Origin of the sequence: Streptomyces sp. HSW2009 (assembly GCF_040240285.1) — a bacterium.
Lineage (GTDB): Bacteria > Actinomycetota > Actinomycetes > Streptomycetales > Streptomycetaceae > Streptomyces.
Genome location: NZ_JBEHZD010000057.1, coordinates 1 through 23,898, shown reverse-complemented (window position 1 = coordinate 23,898; position 23,898 = coordinate 1). Strand labels below are relative to the sequence as shown.

The window sequence follows — 23,898 nt, the reverse complement described above, 5'->3', positions numbered from 1 at the left end:
GGGGGGGGGGGGGGGGGGGGGGGGGGGGGGGGGGGGGGGGGGGGGGGGGGGGGGGGGGGGGGGGGGGGGGGGCCCCGCGGGGGGGGGGGGGGGGGCCCCCCCCCCCCCGCCGAGGTCAGCTCTGGTTGAAGAAGCCGGTGTGGCGTCTGCGGGCCTCGCCGCTCACGATCTGGTAATCGGGCGGTGTGAGCAGGAACACCCGGGTGGCGACCCGCTCGATGGAGCCGCGGAGGCCGAAGGTGAGCCCGGCTGCGAAGTCGACCACGCGCTTGGCGTCGGACGACTCCATCGCGGTGAGGTTCACGATCACCGGGATGCCCTCACGGAACAGTTCGCCGATCGCGCGTGCGTCACGGAACCCGTCGGGGGAGACCGTCGCAATGCGTGATCCCTGGTCCTGGGCGGCCTGGTCGGGGACCCGCACCCGCGGGTCGGTCACCCAGGCGTCGCCGGGCTCGGGTCCCTCGGAGTAGTCATCGTCGTAGTAGCGCTCATCATCGCTGTCGTCGACGAGGCCAAGCCAAGCACTCGCCTTGCGCACCGATCCCATGGACGCCTCCTCTCACACGCGGTGGGTACTGTCCGCTCCTCTATGGTCGGCCATGATGTAGATGATGTGCCAAGCGGATTGCCGCCGCACAGGGGATTCGTGACGGTACTGGTGCACAACGCGTGCCCAGAAACCAGAGTTCCTCCCCCGCAAGGGGCCTGACGGCATGGTAGTAAGACTCGCCGGCTAAATGAGTGACGCCACGCGGCGTATGGGGGAACGGGGAAGCTTTGTTTGGGATTGTCCGACCATGTCGGCACCGCTTGTCGGATCGTCTGCGGACGGACTGGATGGCCCATCTGTGTGGGTTGTGCCTCGCATTGCGTGCCGACCACGGGCAGTTTGCCCGAATAGCGACCAACTATGACGGGCTGATCATCTCGGTCCTGGTGGAGGCCCAGTCGCCGGTCGAGCACCGGGCCGCCGGGCGCCGCACCGCCGGGCCCTGCCCGCTGCGCGGCATGCGCACCGCGCCCGTGGCCCGCGGCGAGGGCGCCAAGCTGGCCGCCGCCGTCTCGCTCGTGCTCGCCTCGGCCAAGGTCAGGGACCACATCGCGGACGGCGATGGCGCGCTGGCCCGCCGCCCGGTGGCCGCTGCCGCCCGCAAGGTGGCCTCCCGTTGGGGCCTGGCCGGTGCGCGTACCGGCTCCCACCTGGGGTTCGACACGGCAGTCCTGGTGGACGCGGTGGACCGGCAGTCGGGCATCGAGGCGCTGGCCGGACGCGGCACCCCGCTGTTGACCATCACCGAGCCGACCGAGACCGCGACCGCCGCGGCCTTCGCGCACACCGCGGTGTTGGCAGGCCGGCCGCAGAACCGGGCGCCGCTGGCGGAGGCCGGACGGCTCTTCGGCCGCCTCGCGCACCTGCTGGACGCGGTCGAGGACCTGGACGAGGACGCGCGGGCCGGCGCCTGGAACCCGCTGCTGGCCACCGGTGCCACGCTCACCGAGGCCCGGCGGCTGTGCGACGACGCGGTGCACGGCGTACGGCTGGCGCTGCGGGACGCGGAGTTCACCGACGGCAAGCTCGCCCACGTACTCCTCGTGCACGAGTTGGGGTACGCCGTGGACCGGGCGTTCGGCCCCCGCTGCGCGCACCCGGCGGGGCGGCCGACCGGCGCGTTCGGGCCGCCGCCCGGGCAGTCCCCGTACGGCGATCCGGCGGCGCCGCACTACGGTGGCGCGCCGACGGCTGACGGTGGGTTCGGCCCGTACGGCAACGGCCAACTGAACACGCCGCACGGGGCTGGCGGTGCGCCGCAGCCCCTGCATCCGGGACCCGGGCCCGGGCACGGCGGCTCGGGCGGGGACTGGTTCGGCGGTGGCGGGGACGGCGGCGACGGACACGGTTCGCCGGGGCGCCCGCGGCGTCGGCGCGGGCTGGTGCCCGGCTGTGCGGTCTGGCTCGGCCTGTGCTGCACCTGCCAGATCTGCTGCCGCGAGGAGTACCACGACCCGTGGTCCGGCGAGCAGCGCGGCGGCTGGTGCCACAAGTGCGACTGCGGCGACTGTAGCGATTGCTGTGACTGTTGTGATTGCTGCGATGGTTGCGGCTGCGACTGTAGTTGCTGAGGTGAGCTGAGCTGGGCCGATATCGGTGGGTGCCCCCGGTGGGGTTGCCCCCGGTGGGGTGAGGCTGTGGGCGCGGTGGGTGTGGGTGGGTGCTGTGCGTTGCCGGGGCGTCCGGGCGCCCCGGGTGGGAAGGGGCTGCTGCGTACGGAAGGGCTGCCGCGTGCGGGGGAGTAGGGCGTCCCGCTCGCGGCAGTTTTTTGTGGTGCCCCAACTGCGGCCTTGGGGCGGGGAGTCGGGGGTGTGGCGTGGCGGTGGGGTGCGTTTGGGTGGGTGGTGGCGCGATTGGTGGGGCTGGGTGGTGGAAGCCCCGGGTGTTGGGGTGTGCGGGTGGGGCTGGAGGGTGACCCCGTGGGGCGGTTGAGGGCGTGGTGGGGCGTCCCCTTCGGTGGTCCCGGGGTGTGCTGAACCAGGCTGTGGTGGGCGGTAGTTGGGTGTTCGGCGGGTGGTGGGTCGAGCCGTGGTGGGTGTGCTTCGGGTGGTATGGGTGGGTGTGATGGGCAGGGTGAAGTGGTTGACGTGAGTGAAGCGGTGGTGGTGGCAACGAGTGGGGCGGATGCGGTAGGTGGATGAGGTGAGAGGTGGGTGGCGCGGGTTGGGTGGCGTGGGTGGGAGCGCGGCCGATCGGGTGTCCGGTGGCTGAGACGGGTTGAGACGGGTTGGGATGACTTGAGCCGGGTCGAAACGGTTGGGGTGGCGGGGCGGTGGAGGTGGTGTGGCGGGTGGGAAGGGTGGCGGCGGGGGGGGTGGAAGGTTTCTCCGGACGGAGCTGGAACGACAGCGAGGCGAGGGGAGGCCGAGCGCTAACGGTGTGCGGACGCGTGCTGAAACGCGGATGCGAGAGGTGATACCCGCAGGTGGTGGGGGCCGTGACGGTGGAGTTCACGGGGGCGCGAGCGCGGCCGGCCCGGATGGGGCGGGCGCTCAGCGCGATGGGGCAGCGGTCAGCCCGAACAGGAACACGACCACACCCGACCGAAGTCGATGTGGCCGCGGGTGACCAGACGCTGCCCTGAATGCATGGGCCAAGTGGAGCAGTCTTCCGTTTGCGCGTCAACTGAGATGAGATGCGCTGTTCACAGTATGGACAGCCGCATGGACAGCCTTGACAGCAGGCCGTGGCCACCGCATAGCCTCGAACTCCGGCTGTGCTGAGGGGCGCAGCCGGTGTGCGGCAGGGACGCGTGCTCGAACCGAGCACCCACGGAGTCTTCGCATGTCCGTGTCACCGGCTAGCTCCTCGCTTCCCCGCCGCCCCCGTCCACCGGCCATCGCGATCGTCGGCGCAGGTCCGCGCGGCATCGGCCTGATCGCCCGGATCGCCGCCCGCGCCACCGCGCCGGCTGCCGACGCTCCCGCTGCTTCCGCCGCTCCTGACGTTCCCGGCGCCTCCGCCGCTGCCCCCGGTGATGCCGACGTTCCCGCCGCCCCGTCCGTACCGCCTGCGCCGCCTGGGTCGTCCGTACCGTCGCCCGGTGGGCCGCTCCCGCACCGTGTCGGGTCCGCGTCCGGCGGCCGGTTCGTCCCGGCGGCCGGCGGGCGGCCCTTCGGCACGCCGTCGAGAGCCACCGGCCCGGTGCCGGCCGGTGGCCGTCTCGTCATCCACCTCATCGACCCGCACCCGCCGGGCGGCGGTCGGGTCTGGCGACCGCAGCAGTCGCCGCTGCTCTGGATGAACTCCATGGCCGCCGACGTGTCCGTCTTCGACGACGGCAGCCGCGGCTGGGACGCGGCCGAAGGCGGGCCGCCGTACGCGGGGCCCTCGCTCGCGGAGTGGGCACAGGCCATCCGCGACGGCGACCTCACGGTGCCGCTCGCCCCCGAACTCGCCGCGGAAGTAGCCGCGTTGACCGGTCGTACCTTCGCCACCCGACGGCTTCAGAGCGCGTATCTGAACTGGGTGTACGAGCGGGTGGTGGCCGCGCTGCCGGCCGGCGTCGAGCTGCGGGTGCACCGCCGGCGCGCGGTGCGGCTCGGCGGCCCCCGCGAGGGCGCGCAGCGGGTGTGGCTCGAAGGGCAGGAGCTGCCCCTGGTCGCCGACGCCGTGGTGCTCGCGCTGGGCCACCTCGATGCCGAACCAGGCCGACAGGAAAGCGAGTGGGAGACCTTCGCGGCCGAGCACCGACTGACCTACCTGCCGCCCGAGTACACCGCCGACAGCGATCTGGCGGCGCTGCGGCCCGGGGAGCCGGTGCTGGTCCGCGGCTTCGGGCTGGCCTTCATCGACCTGATGGTGCTGCTCACCGAGGGGCGCGGCGGCAGCTACGCACCGGCGCCGGGTGCCGAGGCGGGGGAGCCGGTCGGGGACGGGCCCGAGCTGGTCTACCGGCCGTCGGGGCGGGAGCCCGTACTGTACGTCGGCTCGCGGCGCGGCGTCCCGTACCACGCCAAGCTCGGCTACGACTGGCACGGCGAACTGCCGCCGCTGCCCCGCTTCTTCGGGCCGGCGCAGGTGGCCGAGGTGCTCGACCGGCAGCGGCCGGCGGACTACGCGCGCGACGTGTGGCCGCTGGTGTGCAGGGAACTCGGCTACGTGCACTACCACCGGCTGTTCACCGCGCATCCGGAGCGCACGGTCGGGAGCTGGGACGACTTCGATGCGGGCTACGCCGCCCACGAACCGGGCAGCGACCGGCTCGCGGCGCTGGTCGCCGCCGCCGTGCCGGACCCCGCCGACCGGCTCGACCTGGCCCGGATCGACCGGCCGCTGACCGGCGTGACCTTCGCATCGGACGCCGACCTCCAAGAGGGCCTGCGGGACTACATCACCGCCGATCTGATACGCCGCCACGACCCCGCACACAGCGCTGACCTGGCCGTCTTCCTCGGACTTCTGGCGCTGTACGGGCAGGTGGCCGCGCTCGGCGACACCGGCCCGAACTGGCACGGCTTCTTCAGCTACCTGGCGTCGGGCCCGCCCGGACCGCGGCTGCGGCAACTTCTCGCGCTCTCCAGGGCCGGCATCGTGCGCTTCGTCGGGGCCGACATGACCGTCACGGCGGACGCCGACCGCGGCGCCTTCGTCGCCTCCAGCGCGTCCGCGCCGGGGGCCGTCGTCGCCACCGGCGCGCTGGTCGAGGCCAGGCTGCCGGACCCGTCGGTGGCCCGCTCCCGCGACCCGCTGCTGCGCGCCCTGTACGACCACGATCCGGACGGGGTGCGGGAGACCCCGGGCGGGCTGCTCGCCGTGCGCCCGGACGACGGCCGGGTGCTGGACGGGGCCGGCCGGCCCTACCCGCGCCGGTTCGCGATCGGGGCGCCGACCGACGCCCGGGTGGTGGGCGCCTTCGCCCGGCCCGGCACCGGCGCCCCGGCCGTACGGCAGAACGACGTGGTCGCCCGCGCCCTGCTCGCCCTGCTGGCCGAGGCCGCTCCCGTGGTGCGGCTGAGCGCCTGACCCGCGGCGGCGCCGCCCCCTCAGCGCCGCGGCGCCGCACCCGCCCGCCGCACTCTGCCCCGCCCGCCGCGTCACCACACCGCCCGCCCCGCCCCGGGCCACCCGGCCGAGGACCCCACGAACCCGAGGAACCCCATGCCCCCCTTGACCCGTCCACTCCGCTTCGCCGTCGACCTCGGCGGCACCGCGCTCTACTTGGCGGCCACCTTCGTCGACCGGGCCAGGCTCGCCGAACGCGGTGCCTTCGACTTCGTCACCCTGGACGACTCGCTGGGTCAGCCGGCGCCCGGCGTCGGCCGGCTCGACGCCCTCGCCGTGCTGGCCAGGGTCGCGCCGGCCACCGACCGCATCGGCTTACTGCCGACGGTGACCACCACCCACACCGAGCCGTTCCACCTCTCCACCGCCATCGCCACCCTGGACTGGGTCAGCCGCGGACGGGCCGGCTGGATCGCGGACGTCTCCACCACCGAGGCCGACGCCCGACTCATCGGCCGCCCCCCCGCGGCCCCGCTGGCGGAGCTGTGGCGCGAGGCGGGCGAGGTGGTGGACGTCGTCACCCGGCTCTTCGACAGTTGGGAGGACGACGCGGAGATCCGCGACGTGGCCACGGGCCGCTTCGTCGACCGGGACAAGCTGCACTACGTCGACTTCGAGGGCGCCGCCTTCTCGGTGCGCGGCCCCTCCATCGTGCCGCGGCCCCCGCAGGGCCATCCGGCCACCGCCGTCGACGCCACCGCGCCGGCCGCCCGGGAGGCCGCGGCCCGCTCGGCCGACGTCGCCCTGGTACGTACCGACGACCCCGACACGGCCCGTACCGTCCGTGCCGAACTGCGGGAACGCGCCCGCGCCCACGGCCGGGAACCCGACCGGCTGATCGTGCTGGCCTCGCTCACGGTGGACCTGGACGCATCGGCCGACGCGGTCGCGCTGGCCGAACTCGCCGCCGGCTGGCACACCGACGGAGCCGCCGACGGCTTCCACTTCCGGCTCACGGACCCCGACCGCGATCTGCGCCTGCTCGTGGACGGCACCGTGCCCGTACTCCAACACCGGGGCCTGGTGCGGCACTTCTATCCGGGCGCCACGCTCCGCGAACACCTGGGCCTGCCGCGCCCGGCCAACCGTTACGCCCTCGCCAGGGAGGCAACCGCACGATGACCGCAAGCCCGGGCACCTCAGGTGCTCCCCGCAAGACCATCCACCTCGCCGCCCACTTCCCGGGCGTCAACAACACCACCGTGTGGGGCGAACCGGAGCCGGCCCCCGGCACCGGCCAGTCGGGCGGGCGGGAGGCCGCCCAGCGGCTGCCGCTCGGCAGCCAGATCGACTTCGCCTCCTTCGAACACCTGGCGCGCACCGCCGAGCGCGGCCTCTTCGACTTCTTCTTCCTCGCCGAGGGGCTGCGGCTGCGCGAGCACAAGGGCCGCATCCACGACCTGGACGTCGTCGGCAGGCCCGAGGCGATCACCGTGCTCAGCGCGCTGGCCGCGGTGACCGAACACCTCGGGCTCGCCGCCACCGTCAACGCCACCTTCAACGAGCCGTACGAGCTGGCCCGCCGGCTGGCCACCCTGGACCACCTCAGCGGCGGACGCGCCGCCTGGAACGTGGTCACCTCCTCCGACGCGTTCACCGGCGAGAACTTCCGCCGCGGCGGCTTCCTCGACCGGGCCGACCGGTACACCAGGGCGGCCGAGTTCGTCGCCACCGCGCGCGAGCTGTGGGACTCCTGGCCGGCCGGGGCCGGCCGCGGCCGGGGCGCGGCGCCAGCCGGCGGCTTCGCCCACCGCGGCCAGCACTTCGACGTCGCCGGCCACTTCAGCGTGCCCCGCCCGCCGCAGGGCCACCCGGTCGTCATCCAGGCCGGCGACTCCAGCGAGGGCCGCGAGTTCGCTGCCTCAAGCGCCGACGTGATCTTCACCCGGCACGGCACGCTGGAGGCCGGCCGGACGTTCTACGCCGACGTCAAGGCCCGACTGGCCGCGTACGGACGGCGCCCGCAGGACCTGAAGATCATGCCGGGCGTCACCTTCGTCCTCGGGGACACCGCCGCCGAGGCCCAGGAGCGGGCGGCCGAGATCCGCCGCCAGCAGATCTCCCCGCAGACCGCGCTGCTCACCCTGGAACAGATCTGGGGTGTCGACCTATCGCGATATGACCCGGATGGCCCATTGCCCGACATCGAACCCGATTACGACGCGGGGCTCAGCCAGGGGCGGGTGCAGCACGGAGACCCGCGCGCGGTGGTGGCCCGCTGGCGGGCGCTGGCCGAGGAGAAGGGGCTGTCCATCCGGCAGACCGTGATCGAGGCCACCGGCCGGCAGTCCTTCATCGGCACGCCGGCGGCGGTCGCCGACGAGATGGACGCCTTCGTCCAGACGGATGCCGCCGACGGCTTCATCCTGGTACCGCACCTGACTCCGGGAGGGCTCGACGAATTCGTCGAGCGCGTGGTGCCGCTGCTCCAGGAGCGCGGTTCGTTCCGCACCCGGTACACCGGCAGCACCCTGCGCACGCACCTCGGGCTCGCCCAGCCCACGCGAAAGGACACAGCAGCATGACGGAGACAGCGGCACAGCGCGACGCGGCGGCCGGCTCGGCCCGCCGTCCGGCGACCACCCGACCGGGGAAGGCGGCCGGGCCGAGCGCCGCGCCCAGGACCGCGGCCGTCCGAGCCGACCACGCCCCCCACACCGAACCCGAGATACCGGCGATCATCGAGGAGGCCGTGCCGGCGACCCTGCCGGCCGGGGCCACCGCCATCTCACAACCCCCGGGCGAATCCGACGAACTGCACCGATGGCGTAGCTGGCGGCGGGAGCGCACCGACGCGGTCTCCGCACCGTACGGGCCGCTGGCGGTGACCGGCACCCACTGGCTGGCGGATGCGCCCGACGGGCGGCTGCCCGGGGTGCCCGGGCGGTGGACCGAGGACGGCGAGGAGCTGGTGGTCAGCGCCGTACCCGCGGACCTGATCGCGGTGGACGGCCAGCCGCTGGACGGCGAGGCCAGGCTCGGCCCGGAGCACGGCCCGCTGGACGCCCGGGTCACCAGCGGCGACCGGCACCTGGTGGTGCTGCGCCGGGAGGGCCTGTGGGCGGTGCGCGTCTTCGACCCGGACGCGGCGGCGCGGCGCACGTTCGCCGGCATCGACGTGTACGAGCACGCCGAGCGCTGGGCCGTGCCCGCCACCTTCCGCGCCTACCCGGCGGACCGCACCGTGCAGGTGGCCAACGCCGACGGGGTGACCCGGGGCCTCGGCCTCACCGGTGAGGTGGTGTTCACGGTCGACGGCGTCGAGTACGCGCTCGCGGCCGGCGACGAGGGTGACGGCGCGCTGTGGATCGTGCTGGCCGACGCCACCAGCACCCGGCCGGTGGAGGCGGGCGGCAGCTACCCGTTCCGCTTCCTGCGGCCCGGGGCGCCGGCCGCCGACACCTCGCTGACCTTGGACTTCAACCGCACCCTGCTGCCGCCGTGCGCCTTCACCGACCACTCCCTGTGCCCCTTCCCGCCGCCGGGCAACACCCTGCCGTTCGCCCTCACGGCCGGTGAGCGCACCACGCTCACCACGGGCTGACGAACCGGACGCCCGCCGTCCCACCCTGCGCCCCCCCCCCCCCCCCCCCCCCCCCCGGGGGGGGGGGGGGGGGGCCCCGCGGGTGTGTTGCGGAGTGGGTGTGTGCCGTTGTGTGGGTGTGTGTGGGTTGGATGGCCCATGGGTGTGGGTGGGTGGGGGCGCGGGTCGAGTGGGTGTCGGTGGGTGTTCACCCGGGCCGACGGGGTGGGCCTGCGGCCGATGGGTGTTGCCCCTGGCCGGTGGGGTGCGGCGGGTGTGGGTGGGTGTCGCTGGGTGGCGAGCGGGTGGCGACCCGGATGGCGGATGTCGGTGGGGTGGCCACCCGCTGCCGGTGGGTTGGCCAACTGATAGCCCCTTGTGCTCAGTTGACTCCACCACGAATACTCCTGACTACACGTGTCAGGGGGGACATCGTGGCGATCACGCGCGCCTGTGCCCCCGTGGCTGTGCCACCGGGGCCCGGCCGGACGGCGGGCCCACGATCTCCACGGAGGAAGAGTTGAGAAACCCTCGCACCACACTCCTGCCCCGCACCCGTCGCCGTAGCCGGAGCAGGCTCGTCGGCGTGGCCGGTGCCCTGACCGCCGTGTCGGTGCTGGCCGTGCCGGCCGCCGACGCGGCAGACCAGGCGCCCGCCGGGCAGACCACCGCCCGGGCCGCAGCCCTGGCCACCGAGCGGGCCGTCGCCGCGGGCGACGCGGTGCGCGCGGCCGACGTCGCCGGTACCGCCTGGTACGTCGACCAGGACACCCACACCCTCGTGGTGACCGCCGACCGCACCGTCAGCGCGGCCGAGCTGGCCCGCGTCAAGCGAGCGGCGGGGACCCACGCGGCGGCCCTGCGCATCGACCGCGCGCCCGGCGCCTTCCACAAGCTCGCCATAGGCGGCGACGGCATCTACACGCGCGACTGGCGCTGCTCCGCCGGGTTCAACGTGCGCAACTCCAAGAACCAGTACTTCATCCTCACCGCAGGGCACTGCACCGACGGCAAGCCGACCTGGTACACCAGCAGCAACGGCCGCACCAAGATCGGCAAGACCTCGGGCTCCAGCTTCCCCGGCAATGACTTCGGGCTGATCAACTACGACAACCGGAGCCTGAAGCACACCGGGGTGGTCAGCTACGGCAAGGGCGCGACGCGCGACATCAAGAAGGCGGCCAACCCCACCGTCGGGCAGAAGGTGCAGCGCACCGGCGTCACCACCGGGTTGCACAGCGGCAAGGTCACCGCCCTGAACGTCTCCGTCAACTACGGCGGCGGTGAGGTGGTCTCCGGCCTCATCAAGACCAACGTCTGCGCCGAGCCGGGCGACAGCGGCGGCCCGCTGTTCGCCGGCAACACCGCGCTCGGCCTCACCTCGGGCGGCAACGGCGACTGCTCGGACGGCGGAACGACGTTCTTCCAGCCCGTCAAGGAAGCGCTGAGCCACTACCGGGTCAACGTGTACTGAGCGTAGGAGCGCCGCGCGGGGCTGCGACGTGCCGACTCCCCGCACGGTAGTCGTGTCCCTGCTGGCAGCCGCCCGTCCTGCTCGGGTTGGCTGCCCACCTCGACCGCTCCCGCGGGCCCCGACGGCTCCCGCCGGCCCGGTCTCGGCGCCTCCCGCGGGCCCGGTCTCGGCCGCTCCCGCCCGCCCGGTCTCGATTGCTCCCACCCACCCGGTCTCAGTTGCTCCCACCCACCCGGCCCTGGTTGCTCCCGCCATCACCCCGGCCGCTCCCGCTGCCCCGGCCACCATCGACCGGCCTCCGCCCCGGCCCGTAGCCGGATTATCGTGGACATAAGCCCCCTAATGGGGCAGTGCCCTGTGTGGAGACGGCAGGTGGCCGTGATGATCGAGACCTTGCTGACGGTGGGTGTGGTGCTGCTCTGCTGCGCCGTCGGGTACGCCGCGCTGGCGGCCCGGGTGATCAAGCAGTACGAGCGGGGCGTGGTCTTCCGGCTCGGCCGGCTCCAGCCGGGGGTGCGACCCCCCGGGCTGACCCTGGTGGTGCCGCTGGTCGACCGGCTGCGCAAGGTGAACATGCAGATCGTCACCCTGCCCGTGCCGGCCCAGGAGGGCATCACACGGGACAACGTGACGGTACGGGTGGACGCGGTCGTCTACTTCAAGGTGGTGGCGGCCCCGGAGGCGGTGGTCGCGGTGGAGGACTACCGGTTCGCGGTCTCCCAGATGGCGCAGACCTCACTGCGCTCGATCATCGGCAAGAGCGACCTCGACGACCTGCTCTCCAACCGGGAGAAACTCAACCAGGGCCTTGAGCTGATGATCGACAGCCCGGCCGTGGGATGGGGTGTCCACATCGACCGGGTGGAGATCAAGGACGTGTCGCTGCCGGAGACGATGAAGCGCTCGATGGCCCGCCAGGCCGAGGCCGACCGGGAGCGGCGGGCGCGCGTGATCAACGCGGACGCCGAGCTCCAGGCGTCCAAGAAGCTCGCCGAGGCGGCCGGGCAGATGTCCCAGCAGCCGGCCGCACTCCAGTTGCGGCTGTTGCAGACGGTGGTGGCGGTGGCCGCGGAGAAGAACTCCACCCTGGTGCTGCCGTTCCCGGTGGAGCTGCTGCGCTTCCTGGAGCGGGCCCAACAGCCGGCCCAGGACACCCCGGCGGCGGACGAGCCGGAGCCGACCGGCGCTCCCCGAACCCCGACCGCTCCCTGAACCCCGACGGGCGCCTCCCGGATCTCGACCGGCGTTCCCCGAACCCCGACGGGCCGCCCGCCGGGCCCACCCTCCGGTTCACCTGACTGACGCTCTGGCGCGCGGGCGCGGCGTACCCGCGTTCGCCGTTTCGATGCCCGGCAATACCGGCCAGTCACCTTCATCACCGCAGGTGTACGGCCCCACACCGGGGGTGTCCGGGTGCGCCCGTGACGTGCTCGGGGTAGGTGTGGTCTGTGACCGGGACCGCGCGCGGGGCGCACGATGGTGGCGACTTGAACGCGACCTTGTGTGCCGCGCGAGCGCCTGGGAATACTCAGCGAAGCAACTTGGCATGGACGCGCCCCCACGGGGAGCGCGGGCGTGCCTCCTCCGGGCCCGAACCCCCACAACACCGGGCCCATCCCCCCACTGGAGGTTTTGAGTTGAAGCGCGCAAGCGTACGCCGTACGGTCGTCGCCGGTGCCGGCGTGGCGGCCCTGATCAGCACCTTTACCCTACAGAGCGCCCAGGCGGCGCCCACTGCCCCGGACCCCCTGACGGCCACCGCCGCCGGCGCCCTGGCCACCGACATCACCGCTGACCTCGGGGCCGACGCGGCCGGTTCGTACTACGACGCCGACGACCGCAAGCTGGTCGTGAACGTCGTGGACGCCACCGCCGCGGAGCGCGTCCGGGCGGCGGGCGCCGAGCCCAGGCTCGTCGAGCACTCGCTGGCCGCGCTGAACGAGGCGCGGGCCACCCTCAAGGCCGAGGCCACCATCCCCGGCACATCCTGGGCGATCAACCCGAGGACCAACAAGGTCGTCGTCACCGCCGACCGCACGGTGCGCGGCGACAAGCTGGCCCGGCTGGGCAAGGTCACCAAGTCGCTCGGCGACCGGGTCGCCGTCAAGCGCACCACCGGTGAGCTCAAGCCGCTGCTCGCGGGCGGCGACGCGATCTGGGGCAGCGGCTCCCGCTGCTCCCTGGGCTTCAACGTCACCAAGGGCGGTGAGCCGTACTTCCTGACTGCGGGTCACTGCACCAACGCCGTCTCCAGTTGGTCGGACCGGCAGGGCGGGCAGCAGGTCGCCGCGACCCAGGGCGGCAGCTTCCCGGGTGACGACTACGGCATCGCCAAGTACACGGCGGACGTGCCGCACCCGAGTGAGGTCAACCTGTACGGCGGTACGCAGTCGATCTCGCAGGCGGGTGACGCCACCGTCGGCCAGCAGGTCACGCGCAGCGGCAGCACCACCCAGGTGCACGACGGTTCGGTGACCGCGGTCAACGCCACCGTCAACTACCAGGAGGGCACCGTCGAGGGCCTGATCCAGACCACCGTCTGCGCCGAGCCGGGCGACAGCGGCGGTTCGCTCTTCGACGGCTCCACCGCACTGGGCCTGACCTCGGGCGGCAGCGGCAATTGCAGCTCCGGCGGGGAGACCTTCTTCCAGCCGGTGACCGAGGCGCTCCAGGCCACCGGCACCGAGATCGGCTGACCGCCAGTCAGTACGGAGGTCGGCTGACGTCCGGCCGACACGGAGATCGGCTGACCTCCGACACACCCGCACCGACCTGACCACCTGCCGCCGGCAGCAAGCGGCAAGCAGCAGGTGGTACGCGGCCCCGCCCCACCGGGGCCGCCCGGTCGGTGCCCCGCAGACCGAATGGCTCCCGGACACCCACCGCGTCCGGGAGCCATTCGTCTGCCGGTCCGCCGGGGCGGCCGGGTTGGCCGGGGCTGCCGGCCGGCAGCGGATCAGCGGTGGATCAGAAGTGGAAGAGCGTGCCCCGCGCCGACTGCTGGAGGCAGGAGTTGGCGAAGGTGTGCGAATAGGAGACGTTCCGGCCCTCCCACACGCCCTGGGCGACCACCGTGACCGGTGCGTACTCGCGGGTGCAGACCGAGCCGGTGGTCAGGTCGGTCAGCTCGGCGAACGTGCCGCGGGCGGCTTGGAGTTCGGCGCAGGCGGCGCGCGGTGCCGGGTGGTCGCCGCCGGCCGTGGGCCGGCAGGTCAGGGTCACTGCGCGAGTGACGGTGGCCTGCGCGCTGTCCCCGTCGGTGACGGAGAGCACCAGCGATGACGGCGCGTAGAGCGAGGTGGCCTCCGTGGGCGCCGCGTGGGCGGTACCGGCGACGGTGGCCAGCGCGCCGAGGCCCGCGATGGCGGCCAGCGCGCATCCCCCCAGGGTCTTCCGCATGTCGAACACTCCCTTGTTCGAGGTGGCAGATACGGTCCGGAGTCTTACCGATGCATGGGGTGAGTGCATGCACGGCTAACCACTTCCGGTCACCACAGGTAATCGAACGGTGGCCGACGGTTTCCCTGCGGTGCGGCGGCGGGTCATCGCGCCCGGGGCGGGGACCTGGGGCGGTGGGAGGGTGGCGGCGTGTGGTGGTGTTCGGATGGGGCGGCGCCGCCCTGCGGGGTGATGGATGGGGTTCGGCCGGATCGCGACGGCGTCACCCGAGGCATCCGCTGATGGGCAGGCGTGTGCCGCTCGACGTCTGCTCAACCAAGGTCGTTTATTCATTGAACCTTGGAAGTGAAGGCCCTGTGAGCGGTATCTCAGCATGTCCTTCGTGTGTGACGCACGCGGGGCCTTATGTCCCTTTTATGGTGAGTTTTGTTTCGTGCATATTGCGGACGTGTGAAATGAAGCAGCCTTCCTGAAATGTTTTCTTCGTCGTTTATCGGCTTCTGAAAAAGATGATTTGCCTGTGCATCGAGCCATCGCTCTAATGGTCGCGAACCGGCTGCGGGAGACACCCGCCGAGATTCAGGAGAACGGCAGCGATGGCCGAAGTGATGGCCGAAGTGAAGTCCAGTGCGCCCGCGGGTCCACTCGTCACCGCCGCCCGCGCGCTGCGCCGCGACCGGGTGGGCATGGTTGCTCTGGGCATCGTCGTGCTGTGTGCCGTCCTCGCCGCGTGTGCCCCGCTGATCGCCGCGCTCTACGGCAAGAACCCCACCGAGCACTACGGCCAGAACGCTCCTGACCTGCTCAGTCCCGAGGGTCTTCCGGTGCAGCCGAACGGCGGCATCTCCGCCGACTTCTGGTTCGGGCTCGAACCTGGACTCGGCCGCGATGTGTTCACCCAACTCCTCTACGGCATGCGCACCTCGCTGCTCGTCGCCCTCGCCTCGGTCGCCGTCATCGCCGTCATCGGCATCGTCCTCGGGGTGACTGCCGGTTATCTCAGCGGAATGGCCGACCGGGTATTCAGCTTTATCTGCAATGTCCTCCTCGCATTCCCCACGCTGCTCCTCCTGTTGGCCCTCAGTCCCATCATCCAGACCCGGTTCGTCTCACCCGGAGAAAACGAACCCGCCTGGATGCAGTTCGCCGTACTCATCGCCGTCTTCTCCGCCTTCGGCTGGGTGCCGCTGGCCATGGTGCTGCGGACGACCGTACGGTCGCTGCGCGAGCGGGAGTTCGTGGAGGCGGCCCGCGCGGTGGGCGCCGGGCGTCGGCACATCATCTTCCGGGAGCTGCTGCCCAACGTCTGGGCGCCGGTCCTGGTGCACATCACGCTCGCCGTGCCGGGCATCGTCACCGCCGAGGCCGCGCTGTCCTTCCTCGGCGTCGGCATCAACGAGCCGATCCCCGACTGGGGCCGCATGATCGCCCGCGGCTCCGAGGTCTTCTACGACGACCCCACCTACATGGTCTTCCCCGGCGTCACCATCCTCGTCTTCGTCCTCGCCTTCAACCTGCTCGGGGACGCCGTACGCGACGCCATCGGCCCCCGTACGGCTCGCTGAGCCACCCCCCCCAAGACGCGCGCCGGGTGCGCCCCCCCGCCCCGGCGCGTCCCACCCCCACGGCCCCCACGGGCCCCGCAGTCCCCCACGGCCCCCCACAACCCAACACCCCTGATATCCGCACCTTCCGCATCGGAGTTCTGCATGCCCAGCAAGCTCAGCCACCGTCCGCGCCTCGTGGCCGTGCCGGCCATCGCCGTCGTTGCCGCCACGCTGCTGTGCTCCTGCTCCGCCGGTGCGGGCAAGGGCGGCAGCAGCGATCCCGCGCCCAAGGAGACCGTCCCGCTGACGGCCTCGCTCGGCACCGCGAAGGACAGCGCCGGACCCGCCCCCAAGGTCGCAGGGGCCCGCGAGGGCGGCACCATCCACGTCTCCAACCCCACCGGCTACGCACACCTCGACCCGCAGAAGATCTACGCGGGCGAGGCGTACAACACCTCGCTGCTGTGGGGCCGTCAGCTCACCCAGTACCAGGTGGTGGACGGCAAGGCGACCCTCGTGGGTGACCTGGCCACCGACACCGGCACCTCAAGCGACGGCGGCAAGACCTGGACGTACCACCTCAAGGACGGCATCGCCTGGGAAGACGGCAAGCCGATCACCGCGCAGCACGTTAAGTACGGCATCGAGCGCACCTTCGCGCCCGGCTTCGAACTCGGCCCGACCTACTGGCCGGAGTGGCTGACCGGCTCACCCGACCGCACCGCCGCGGTCAAGAAGTACGGCGGCCCGAAGGACGGCGAGCTCGACGCGATCGAGACGCCCGACGACAAGACGATCGTCTTCCACTTCCCGCAGCCGCAGGCCGACGTGCCCTACATGGCCGCCCAGTCCTCCTCGTCCCCGGTCCGCAAGGACAAGGACACCGGCACCGGCTACGACATCAAGCCGCTGGCCAGCGGCCCGTACCGGATCGCCGAGCACAAGCAGAACCAGCACCTGACGCTGGAGCGCAACCCGCACTGGAAGCCGGCGACCGACCCGATCCGGCACCAGTTCGCCGACCGCTTCGAGTTCACCTTCGGCAAGAACGCGCTCAACATCAGCCAGGAGATCCTGGCCGGCCGCGGGAACGGCGCCGCCAGCGTCACCACCAAGGCCGACCTGCCGCCCGAGCTGTTCCGCGAGACCGAGCGCGACAAGGCCAAGGGCAAGCTCGTGGTCAACGGCCGCCAGGGCGCCTACGTCAACGACCTGTACATCAAGAACAGCCGCGTCACCGACCCCGAGGTGCGCAAGGCCATCGCCTACCTGTTCCCGCGGCAGCAGGCCCGCCAGGTGATGGGCGGCCCGCGCACCGGTGAACTCGCCACCACCCTCTCCTCGCCGGCCGTGGTCGGCTGGAAGAAGTACGACCTGTTCCCCGCGGCCCCCACCGGCGACATCGCCAAGGCCAAGGAGCACCTGGCCAAGGCCAAGAAGCCGGTGACCAAGCTGACGTACGCGTACGAGAGCGACGCGGTGCAGGACCGGCTCGCGCAGGTGCTCGTGGACGCCTTCGACAAGGTGGGCATCACCCTGGTCACCAAGCCGCTGGACCCGGCCTCCTTCACCAACCAGGTCTTCCGCGGCCCCGCCCCGTACGACCTGTGGCTCTCCACCAACTCGGTGGACTGGCCGACTCCCTCCACGCTGCTGCCCGACGGTTACCACAGCAAGCTGGACGCGCTGTCCAACGGCATCCGGTACAACAACCCGGCCGTGGACAAGGAGCTGGAGCGCATCGAGAAGATCGGTGACGCCAAGGAGAAGGCCGCGGCCCTCATCGACCTGGAGCAGGTCGTCATGAAGGACGCCCCCGTCGTGCCGTTCATGTACCCGCACGTCTCCCAGGTGCGCGGCAAGGACATCGGCGGCGCGTTCATCCACCCCATCTACGGCGGCATCAGCGCGGCCTGGCTCTACCGCGCCGACTCCTGATCCCGAAAGCCCACACCCCATGCTCAGCTACGTCTTCCGAAGGGCCCTCCAGGCGGCGGCGGTACTCCTGGCGATCCCCGCCGCCGCCTTCGGGCTCTTCTACGCCGCACCGTCCGACCCGGCACTGATCGCCTGCGGACCCAAGTGCGACACCGCGCAGGTCGAGGCCGTGCGCCACAGCATGGGCCTGGACCAGCCCATCGCCGCGCAGTACGTCGACTACCTGGGCGGGCTGGTCAGCGGGCGCACCATCAACGACGTCGACGGCACGCCCATCGACTGCGGCGCGCCCTGCCTCGGCTACTCGTACACGCTGCACCAGCCGGTCACCGAGGCCATCGCCGACCACCTGCCGGTCACCCTCTCGCTCGCCGTCGGCGCGCTCGTGGTGATCGTGGTGCTCGGCATCGGCACCGGCATGGTCTCTGCGCTGCGCCGCGGCAGCCGCACCGACCGGCTGCTCTCCGGCTTCACGCTGATCGGCGCCAGCGTGCAGATCTACTTCCTCGGCTACGTGCTCCAGTACCTGCTGGTGTACAGCACCGACCTGTTCCCGCTGCCCGGCTATGTGCCGTTCGCCGACGACCCGGGCGGCTGGGCCGCCGGCCTGCTGCTGCCGTGGCTGGTCCTCGGCTTCGTCAACGCCGCCGTCTTCGCCCGGCTCTCGCGCGCCCAACTCCTGGAAGTCATGCACGAGGGGTACGTGCGCACCGCCCGCGGCAAGGGGCTCAGCGCCCGCCGCGCCCATCTGAAGTACACGGCGCGCGGCGCGGCGCCGCCGCTGGTGCAGTTGCTCGGCCTGGAGGCGGGCGCCCTGTTCGGCGGCGCCTTCATCACCGAGACGGTCTTCGGACTCGGCGGCGTCGGCAAGCTCGCGGTGGACGCCGTGATCGGCAACGACCTGCCGACCGTCGTCGGCACCGTGCTGCTGGCCGCGCTGTGCGTGGTCGTCTTCGTCGCCATCGCCGACCTGGTCGTCGCCTGGCTCGACCCCCGGGTGCGGCTCGCATGACCGCCGTGACCCGGCGCCCCGGCCGCCCGCCCCGAGAGGAAGCCCCCATGGCCGCCGCAGGCCACCCCGCGCTGCGGGTCCGCGATCTGTCCGTCTCCTTCACCCGGGCGCACGGCGGCGGCCACGGCGGCACCGAGCAGGTGCCCGCGGTACGCGACATCTCCTTCGAGGTCGCGCGCGGCGAGGTGCTCGGGCTGATCGGCGAGTCCGGCTCGGGCAAGTCCACCGTCGGCCTGGCCGCGCTCGGCCTGCACGACCCGGCCCGTACGACCGTCACCGGCAGCATCGAGATCGGCGGCACCGAGGTCGTCGGCGCCGGCGAGAAGCAGTTGCGCGCGGTGCGCGGGGCCCGAGTGGCGATGGTCTTCCAGGACGCGCTCGCCGCCCTGTCCCCGTTCCACACCGTGGGCGCCCAACTCGCCGAGGCGTACCGGCTGCACCATCCGAAGGCCGGCCGGGCCGCGGCGCGCGAACGGGCCGCGGAGATGCTGGAGCGGGTGGCCATCCCGGCCGCCAGGGCCCGCGACTACCCGCACCAGTTCTCCGGCGGCATGCGGCAGCGGGTGATGATCGCCATGGCCCTGATCAACTCGCCCGACCTGCTGATCGCCGACGAGCCGACCACCGCGCTCGACGCCCGCGTCCAGCGCCAGGTGCTGCACCTGCTGGACGAGCTGCGGCGCGAGCACGGCACCGCGGTGCTGCTGGTCACCCATGACGTCGGCGTGGTCGCCGAGATGGCCGACCGGATGCTGGTGCTGCGCGGTGGCCGCGAGGTCGAGCAGGGCCCGGCGGAGAAGCTGCTGACCGCGGCGAGCGAGCCGTACACCCGCGCCCTGATCGGCGCCGCGCCCACGCTCAAGACCGTGCCCGGCACCCGGCTGCCCACGGTCGACGACCCGACCCCGGACGCGGGCGCAGCCGCCGCGACCGGCTCCGCCCGTGCCACCGGCCGCGTCACTGATCGGGGCACCGGCCGTGGCGCGTCGGCCGGTCCGGCGGACGCCGCCGGGATGCCGGTGCCGCCGATCGCCGAGGTGCGCAACCTGTCCGTGGAGTTCGCGGCGCGCGGCCCGCGGCTGCCCGGGCTGCGGCGCCCGCCGATCAGGGCGGTGCGCGAGGTGAGCCTGGGCATCGGGCCCGGTGAGACGCTGGGCCTGGTGGGGGAGTCGGGCTCGGGCAAGTCCACCACGGCCCGGGTGCTGGCCGGACTCCAGCGGCCGACGGCCGGCAGCGTCCGCTTCGACGGGCGCGACATCTCCGACGCGGCCCGGAACACCAAGCTCCGCCGCGAGCTCAGCCGCGAGGTGCAACTCGTCTTCCAGGACCCGTACGCCTCGCTCAACCCGCGCCACACCGTGGAGCAGATCGTCACCATGCCGCTCGTGGTGCACACGCAGCAGCGTGCGGACGAGCGGCGGGAGCGAGCGGTGTGGCTGCTGGAGCGGGTGGGGCTCGGCGCCGAGCATCTCGCGCGCTATCCGCACGAGTTCTCCGGCGGCCAGCGCCAGCGCATCGGCATCGCCCGGGCGCTCGCCCCCCAGCCGCGGCTGCTCATCGCCGCCGAGCCGGTCTCCGCGCTGGACGTGTCGGTGCAGGCCCAGGTGCTCAACCTGCTGATGGACCTGCGGGACGAGTTCGGGCTCTCGCTGCTCTTCGTCTCGCACGACCTCGCGGTGGTACGGCACTTCTGCGACCGGATCGCGGTGCTGCGCGGCGGCGAACTCCTGGAGAGCGGCACCCGCGACGAGGTCTTCGACCACCCGACGCACGACTACACCAAGGAGTTGCTGGCCGCCATGTTGTGACGGGCCGGGCCGGCGCGCACGTCGCCGTCGGCCCGGCCCGCACCGGGGCCGCAGGCCCCAGGAGGGTGGGGCCCCCCCCGGGGGGGGGGGGGGGGGGGGCCCGCCCCCCCCGGGCGGCCGCCCCCCCCCCGCGCGCGCCCCGCCCCCGGGGGCGGGGGCCCCCCGGGGGGGGGGGGGGGCGGCCCCCCCCACTCCACACCGCGGCGCGCACTCCACACCGCGGCGCGCACTCCACACCGCGGCGCGCGCTCCTACCGCGGGCGCCCCTATCCGCGGGCGGCGGGCGCGCCCCGTACGGCAGGCACGCTCCGTACCGCGGACGCGATCTCCCTTGCGGGCACACCGCATCGCGGGCACACCGCGTCGTCGGCGCCGAGGTCGCGCGGTGGTCGGGTCAGCCGTTGACGACGGCGAACGCCTCGACCTCAAGCAGCAGGTCGGGCCGGAACAGGGCCGCGACCTGCACGGCGGAGCTCGCCGGCGGGTGCTCGACGTCGATGTACGCGTCGCGGGCGATCCGCACGGCCGGCAGGTGGGCCACGTCCGTCACGTAGAACGTCAGCTTCACCACGTCGGAGAAGGTCGCCCCGGCCGCGGCCAGACAGCGGTTGAGGTTTTCGAAGACCTGCTTGGCCTGCGCCTCGGCGTCGCCGGGGCCGACCAGTTGGCCGTCCTCGTCGACCGGGATCTGCCCGGATATCGCCACGAAGGTGCCGGTACCGAGGACGACGTGGCTGTAGCCGTTGCCGGGCGCGACGCCCTGCGGTGCGAGGTGCTTGACGTGCTCTGCCATGGGATTCCTTACGCGGTGGGCGGCTCGGCCGTGACGGTGCAGGCCGGTCCCGTTTTTCTACAGCAGGGCCAACTGGGTGCCGACGGCCGGGTCGGGCGCCCCGGCGTCCGGCGGCGACAGCGCCCGGGCCGCACCGGGCCCTGCGGGACCGATGCCGTACTCGGCGGCCAACTCGTGCACCTGCCGGGTGATGCGCCGCTGGTACCAGGTGGGCGCGTACGCACCCGTCGCGTACAGCGCGTCGTACCGCCGCCGCAGCCGTGGGTGGTGGCGGTCGAGCCAGGCCGTGAACCACTCCCGGGCGCCGGGCCGCAGATGGAGCACCAGCGGCGTGACGGAGGTGGCCCCGGCCTCGGCTATCGCCCGCACCGTGCTGCGCAACTGCTCGGGGGAGTCTCCCAGATAGGGGATGACCGGGGCCATCAGCACGCCACAGTCGATGCCGTGCTCGGTCAGCGTCCGCACCGCGGCGAGTCGCCGCTCGGGCGACGGCGTGCCCGGCTCGACGGTGCGCCACAGCGCCGGATCGACGAAACCAACCGACATCGAGACGCCCACCTCCGCCCGCGCCGCAGCCGCCCGCAGCAGTTCGAGATCGCGCAGGATCAGCGTGCCCTTGGTGAGGATGGAGAACGGATTGGACCGCTCGACCAGCGCGGACAGGATGCCGGGCATGAGCCGATACCGGCCCTCCGCGCGCTGGTAGCAGTCCACGTTGGTGCCCATGGCGATGTGCTCGCCGGTCCAGCTCCGGGCGGCCAGCTCGCGGCGCAGCACGTCGGGCGCGTTGACCTTCACGATGATCTGCGAGTCGAAGCCGATGCCGGTGTCCAGGTCGAGATAGCCGTGCGTCTTGCGCGCGAAGCAGTACACGCAGGCGTGCGAGCAGCCGCGGTACGGGTTGACGGTCCATTCGAACGGCATCCGCGACGCCCCCGGCACCCGGTTGACCAGCGAGCGGGCCCGCACCTCGTGGAAGGTGATGCCGCGGAACTCGGGGGTGTCGAAGGTGCGGGTGACGCTGTCCACGCCGAACAGTGCGGGTGCGGACGGCTCGGCGGCCAGGTTCTCCCAGCGCATGTCCACCTCCTCAGCCGGACCTCTGCGATCCGATCCTCAAGAATAGAACATACGTGCTACTCGGTGGGCGTCAACCCCCGATTTGGGTCGATGCGCGGAAGGTGGTTGGCTTTCCGATCAAGCACCACAGCACCCGCAGACGACCGGAGGAACAGCGATGGCGCAGGTAGAGGCCACGACGGAGCGGATCATCACGGCGAAGGCCGAGGACGTATTCGACACGCTCGCCGACTACAGCGGCACGCGGCAACGTCTGCTGCCGGAGCACTTCAGCGAGTACGAGGTCCGCGAGGGCGGCGACGGCGAGGGCACCCTGGTGCACTGGAAACTCCAGGCCACCAGCAAGCGGGTGCGCGACTGCCTCCTTGAGGTGACCGAGCCGACGGACGGGCAGCTCGTCGAGAAGGACCGCAACTCCTCGATGGTCACCACCTGGATCGTCACGCCGGCCGGCGAGGGCACGTCGCGGGTCCAGGTCACCAGCGTCTGGACCGGCGCCGGCGGCATCGGCGGCTTCTTCGAGCGCACCTTCGCCCCCAAGGGCCTCGCCCGCATCTACGACGCGATCCTGGAACGGCTCGCCGCCGAGACGGAGAAGTAGCCCGCCGGGACCTGAGCGGGGCCCCGGGCCTCGCGCGACTCCAGGCTCCGCACGGCTGGCGGGGCGCGACTGCGACCCGGCCGCGCGGGCCTGCGGGCACGGCCCCTCTGCCGCTCTGCCCCTCCGTCCCCCTCGCCCCTCCGCCCGTGAGCCCCGCGGCTGTGGCCATCTGCCTCTGCTTCCCTCCGCTTGGAGTGGGGCAGGGGCGGGCGGTGTCGCGGGGTGGGCCCGTCGCCCTGGCGCCGCCGCGCGTCCGCGCGTACGGGCAGGCGTCCACGCCCCGATCGGGCCGACTGGGGGCGCCGCCGCGCGTCCGCGCGCACGCGTGCGCATGAGGCCGTGGTTCCCCCGTGGTGGGCCGTCGCCGAGGGCCTGCCACGGAGTCCCCGCACCCCGCGGCCGGCCCTCTCCTACGCTGCCGACGGCTCCACCGCACCTCGCACCCGCACCCCGTGTCCCGCGGGCCCGCCCGATCCCGCGGCGCCGGCAGGCCGTCCGCCTGCCCGCTGGCTGCCTGCCCGTCGGGTCTGCCCAGCCCCTCCGGCCGTCCCCTTCCCGTCCCTCGGCGGCCCCGCTGTATCCCCCGCGGGCCAGGCGGTCACACTCACCGGTTCGAGTGGACTTCCCGGCTGCGCCCGGGATGGCCCGCAGCCCGTCGCGCGAGGGGAAAGCCCTGATGGGCGCGGGATGGGCGGGCGGAATAAGGGAGTTGACCCGGGATGGTGCGTCGTTTCGGAGAATGGTCTCGGTTGCTCGCGGTTGTCGCGTAATGCGAGAAATGGTCGCTGATGCAGACGTGACGACGGGAGCGGTACGTGGGCGGGACCACCCTGGCGGACCGGGACGAGCCGAGCGGGGCGCTCGGTTCGGACTCCGGGACGCAAGACCACACGAGGGCGCGCCGGGCGGGGGCCGGCGGCGGAGCGCCGGGCACGGTGGTGCGGCCCCACCCCGATCCGGCGGCGGGCCCCCGCGCCCCCCCGGGGGCGGGGGGGGCCCCCCCCGCCGGGGCCCCCCCCGGCCCCCCCCCCCCCCGGGGCGCGCGGGGGCCCCCCCCCCCCGGCGGGCCAACCCCCCGCCCCCGGGGCGGGCGGCGGGCGGGCCCCCCCCCCCCGCCACGATCGAGACGGACCAGAAGCTGAAGAACCACAGGTTCCACAGGATCG

17 protein-coding genes are annotated in these 23,898 nt (G+C 73.0%); 13 read left to right on the top strand and 4 right to left on the bottom strand.

Annotated elements, in window-relative coordinates:
* Positions 1-115 precede the first annotated feature (115 nt).
* Positions 116-550 (bottom strand): cell division protein SepF, encoded by a 435-nt coding sequence (locus tag AAHZ94_RS07350; RefSeq protein WP_349991519.1) that lies wholly within the window; start codon positions 548-550, stop codon positions 116-118.
* A gap of 230 nt (positions 551-780) precedes the next feature.
* Here AAHZ94_RS07350 and AAHZ94_RS07345 point away from each other — a divergent pair, with 230 nt between their 5' ends.
* From AAHZ94_RS07345 to AAHZ94_RS07310, 8 genes are all read left to right on the top strand, one after another.
* Positions 781-2,124 carry a DUF5685 family protein gene (locus AAHZ94_RS07345; protein WP_349991518.1) on the top strand — a complete coding sequence of 448 codons (1,344 nt, stop codon included), beginning with the start codon at positions 781-783 and terminating at the stop codon, positions 2,122-2,124.
* 1,213 nt (positions 2,125-3,337) lie between these two features.
* Entirely contained in the window at positions 3,338-5,518 is a 2,181-nt protein-coding gene (locus AAHZ94_RS07340) for an FAD/NAD(P)-binding protein (protein WP_349991516.1), read from the top strand.
* A gap of 135 nt (positions 5,519-5,653) precedes the next feature.
* Entirely contained in the window at positions 5,654-6,679 is a 1,026-nt protein-coding gene (locus AAHZ94_RS07335) for an LLM class flavin-dependent oxidoreductase (protein WP_349991514.1), read from the top strand.
* The gene (locus AAHZ94_RS07330) at positions 6,676-8,082 is read left to right on the top strand and encodes an NtaA/DmoA family FMN-dependent monooxygenase (protein ID WP_349991513.1); all 1,407 of its coding nucleotides are present in this window, start codon (positions 6,676-6,678) and stop codon (positions 8,080-8,082) included. Before AAHZ94_RS07335 ends, AAHZ94_RS07330 begins: the two co-directional genes overlap by 4 nt.
* Before the next feature lie 179 nt (positions 8,083-8,261).
* The gene (locus tag AAHZ94_RS07325; protein ID WP_502964598.1) at positions 8,262-9,101 is read left to right on the top strand and encodes a DUF1684 domain-containing protein; all 840 of its coding nucleotides are present in this window, start codon (positions 8,262-8,264) and stop codon (positions 9,099-9,101) included.
* A gap of 499 nt (positions 9,102-9,600) precedes the next feature.
* Positions 9,601-10,554 carry a S1 family peptidase gene (locus AAHZ94_RS07320; protein WP_349991510.1) on the top strand — a complete coding sequence of 318 codons (954 nt, stop codon included), beginning with the start codon at positions 9,601-9,603 and terminating at the stop codon, positions 10,552-10,554.
* Between the two features lie 381 nt (positions 10,555-10,935).
* Positions 10,936-11,766, top strand: a complete 831-nt coding sequence (locus AAHZ94_RS07315) for a slipin family protein (RefSeq protein ID WP_349991508.1) — start codon at positions 10,936-10,938, stop codon at positions 11,764-11,766.
* A gap of 425 nt (positions 11,767-12,191) precedes the next feature.
* Positions 12,192-13,250 carry a S1 family peptidase gene (locus AAHZ94_RS07310; protein WP_349991507.1) on the top strand — a complete coding sequence of 353 codons (1,059 nt, stop codon included), beginning with the start codon at positions 12,192-12,194 and terminating at the stop codon, positions 13,248-13,250.
* A gap of 271 nt (positions 13,251-13,521) precedes the next feature.
* On the opposite strand, the gene AAHZ94_RS07305 is transcribed toward AAHZ94_RS07310, so the two are convergent.
* Complete coding sequence (locus AAHZ94_RS07305) at positions 13,522-13,953, bottom strand: subtilase-type protease inhibitor (RefSeq protein ID WP_349991506.1); 432 nt, start codon at positions 13,951-13,953, stop codon at positions 13,522-13,524.
* Between the two features lie 596 nt (positions 13,954-14,549).
* On the opposite strand from AAHZ94_RS07305, the gene AAHZ94_RS07300 reads away from it, so the two are divergent.
* The 4 genes from AAHZ94_RS07300 (at position 14,550) to AAHZ94_RS07285 (ending at position 20,258) form a co-directional block, all read left to right on the top strand.
* Positions 14,550-15,518 (top strand): ABC transporter permease, encoded by a 969-nt coding sequence (locus AAHZ94_RS07300; RefSeq protein WP_349991505.1) that lies wholly within the window; start codon positions 14,550-14,552, stop codon positions 15,516-15,518.
* A 144-nt stretch (positions 15,519-15,662) separates the two neighbouring features.
* The gene (locus AAHZ94_RS07295) at positions 15,663-17,438 is read left to right on the top strand and encodes an ABC transporter substrate-binding protein (protein WP_349991503.1); all 1,776 of its coding nucleotides are present in this window, start codon (positions 15,663-15,665) and stop codon (positions 17,436-17,438) included.
* Positions 17,439-17,457: 19 nt separating this feature from the next.
* Positions 17,458-18,450, top strand: a complete 993-nt coding sequence (locus AAHZ94_RS07290; protein ID WP_349991502.1) for an ABC transporter permease — start codon at positions 17,458-17,460, stop codon at positions 18,448-18,450.
* A gap of 47 nt (positions 18,451-18,497) precedes the next feature.
* Positions 18,498-20,258 carry a dipeptide ABC transporter ATP-binding protein gene (locus AAHZ94_RS07285; RefSeq protein WP_349991501.1) on the top strand — a complete coding sequence of 587 codons (1,761 nt, stop codon included), beginning with the start codon at positions 18,498-18,500 and terminating at the stop codon, positions 20,256-20,258.
* A 394-nt stretch (positions 20,259-20,652) separates the two neighbouring features.
* Here AAHZ94_RS07285 and AAHZ94_RS07280 read toward each other — a convergent pair whose 3' ends face one another.
* Both AAHZ94_RS07280 and AAHZ94_RS07275 read right to left on the bottom strand, forming a co-directional pair.
* Complete coding sequence (locus tag AAHZ94_RS07280) at positions 20,653-21,051, bottom strand: RidA family protein (protein ID WP_349991500.1); 399 nt, start codon at positions 21,049-21,051, stop codon at positions 20,653-20,655.
* Between the two features lie 57 nt (positions 21,052-21,108).
* Entirely contained in the window at positions 21,109-22,131 is a 1,023-nt protein-coding gene (locus AAHZ94_RS07275; protein WP_349991499.1) for an Rv2578c family radical SAM protein, read from the bottom strand.
* Between the two features lie 157 nt (positions 22,132-22,288).
* Between AAHZ94_RS07275 and AAHZ94_RS07270 the strand changes: the two genes are divergently transcribed.
* On the top strand, positions 22,289-22,732 hold the full coding sequence (locus tag AAHZ94_RS07270; protein WP_349991498.1) for an SRPBCC family protein: 444 nt from the start codon (positions 22,289-22,291) through the stop codon (positions 22,730-22,732).
* Positions 22,733-23,898 lie beyond the last annotated feature (1,166 nt).

What these genes read in the sequence shown, in the direction of transcription:
- AAHZ94_RS07350 (WP_349991519.1), bottom strand. Translation starts at nt 550, where the DNA reads ATGGGATCGGTGCGCAAGGCGAGTGCTTGGCTTGGCCTCGTCGACGAC.
- AAHZ94_RS07340 (WP_349991516.1), top strand. Translation starts at nt 3,338, where the DNA reads ATGTCCGTGTCACCGGCTAGCTCCTCGCTTCCCCGCCGCCCCCGTCCA.
- AAHZ94_RS07335 (WP_349991514.1), top strand. Translation starts at nt 5,654, where the DNA reads ATGCCCCCCTTGACCCGTCCACTCCGCTTCGCCGTCGACCTCGGCGGC.
- AAHZ94_RS07330 (WP_349991513.1), top strand. Translation starts at nt 6,676, where the DNA reads ATGACCGCAAGCCCGGGCACCTCAGGTGCTCCCCGCAAGACCATCCAC.
- AAHZ94_RS07315 (WP_349991508.1), top strand. Translation starts at nt 10,936, where the DNA reads ATGATCGAGACCTTGCTGACGGTGGGTGTGGTGCTGCTCTGCTGCGCC.
- AAHZ94_RS07305 (WP_349991506.1), bottom strand. Translation starts at nt 13,953, where the DNA reads ATGCGGAAGACCCTGGGGGGATGCGCGCTGGCCGCCATCGCGGGCCTC.
- AAHZ94_RS07300 (WP_349991505.1), top strand. Translation starts at nt 14,550, where the DNA reads ATGGCCGAAGTGATGGCCGAAGTGAAGTCCAGTGCGCCCGCGGGTCCA.
- AAHZ94_RS07295 (WP_349991503.1), top strand. Translation starts at nt 15,663, where the DNA reads ATGCCCAGCAAGCTCAGCCACCGTCCGCGCCTCGTGGCCGTGCCGGCC.
- AAHZ94_RS07290 (WP_349991502.1), top strand. Translation starts at nt 17,458, where the DNA reads ATGCTCAGCTACGTCTTCCGAAGGGCCCTCCAGGCGGCGGCGGTACTC.
- AAHZ94_RS07285 (WP_349991501.1), top strand. Translation starts at nt 18,498, where the DNA reads ATGGCCGCCGCAGGCCACCCCGCGCTGCGGGTCCGCGATCTGTCCGTC.
- AAHZ94_RS07280 (WP_349991500.1), bottom strand. Translation starts at nt 21,051, where the DNA reads ATGGCAGAGCACGTCAAGCACCTCGCACCGCAGGGCGTCGCGCCCGGC.
- AAHZ94_RS07275 (WP_349991499.1), bottom strand. Translation starts at nt 22,131, where the DNA reads ATGCGCTGGGAGAACCTGGCCGCCGAGCCGTCCGCACCCGCACTGTTC.
- AAHZ94_RS07270 (WP_349991498.1), top strand. Translation starts at nt 22,289, where the DNA reads ATGGCGCAGGTAGAGGCCACGACGGAGCGGATCATCACGGCGAAGGCC.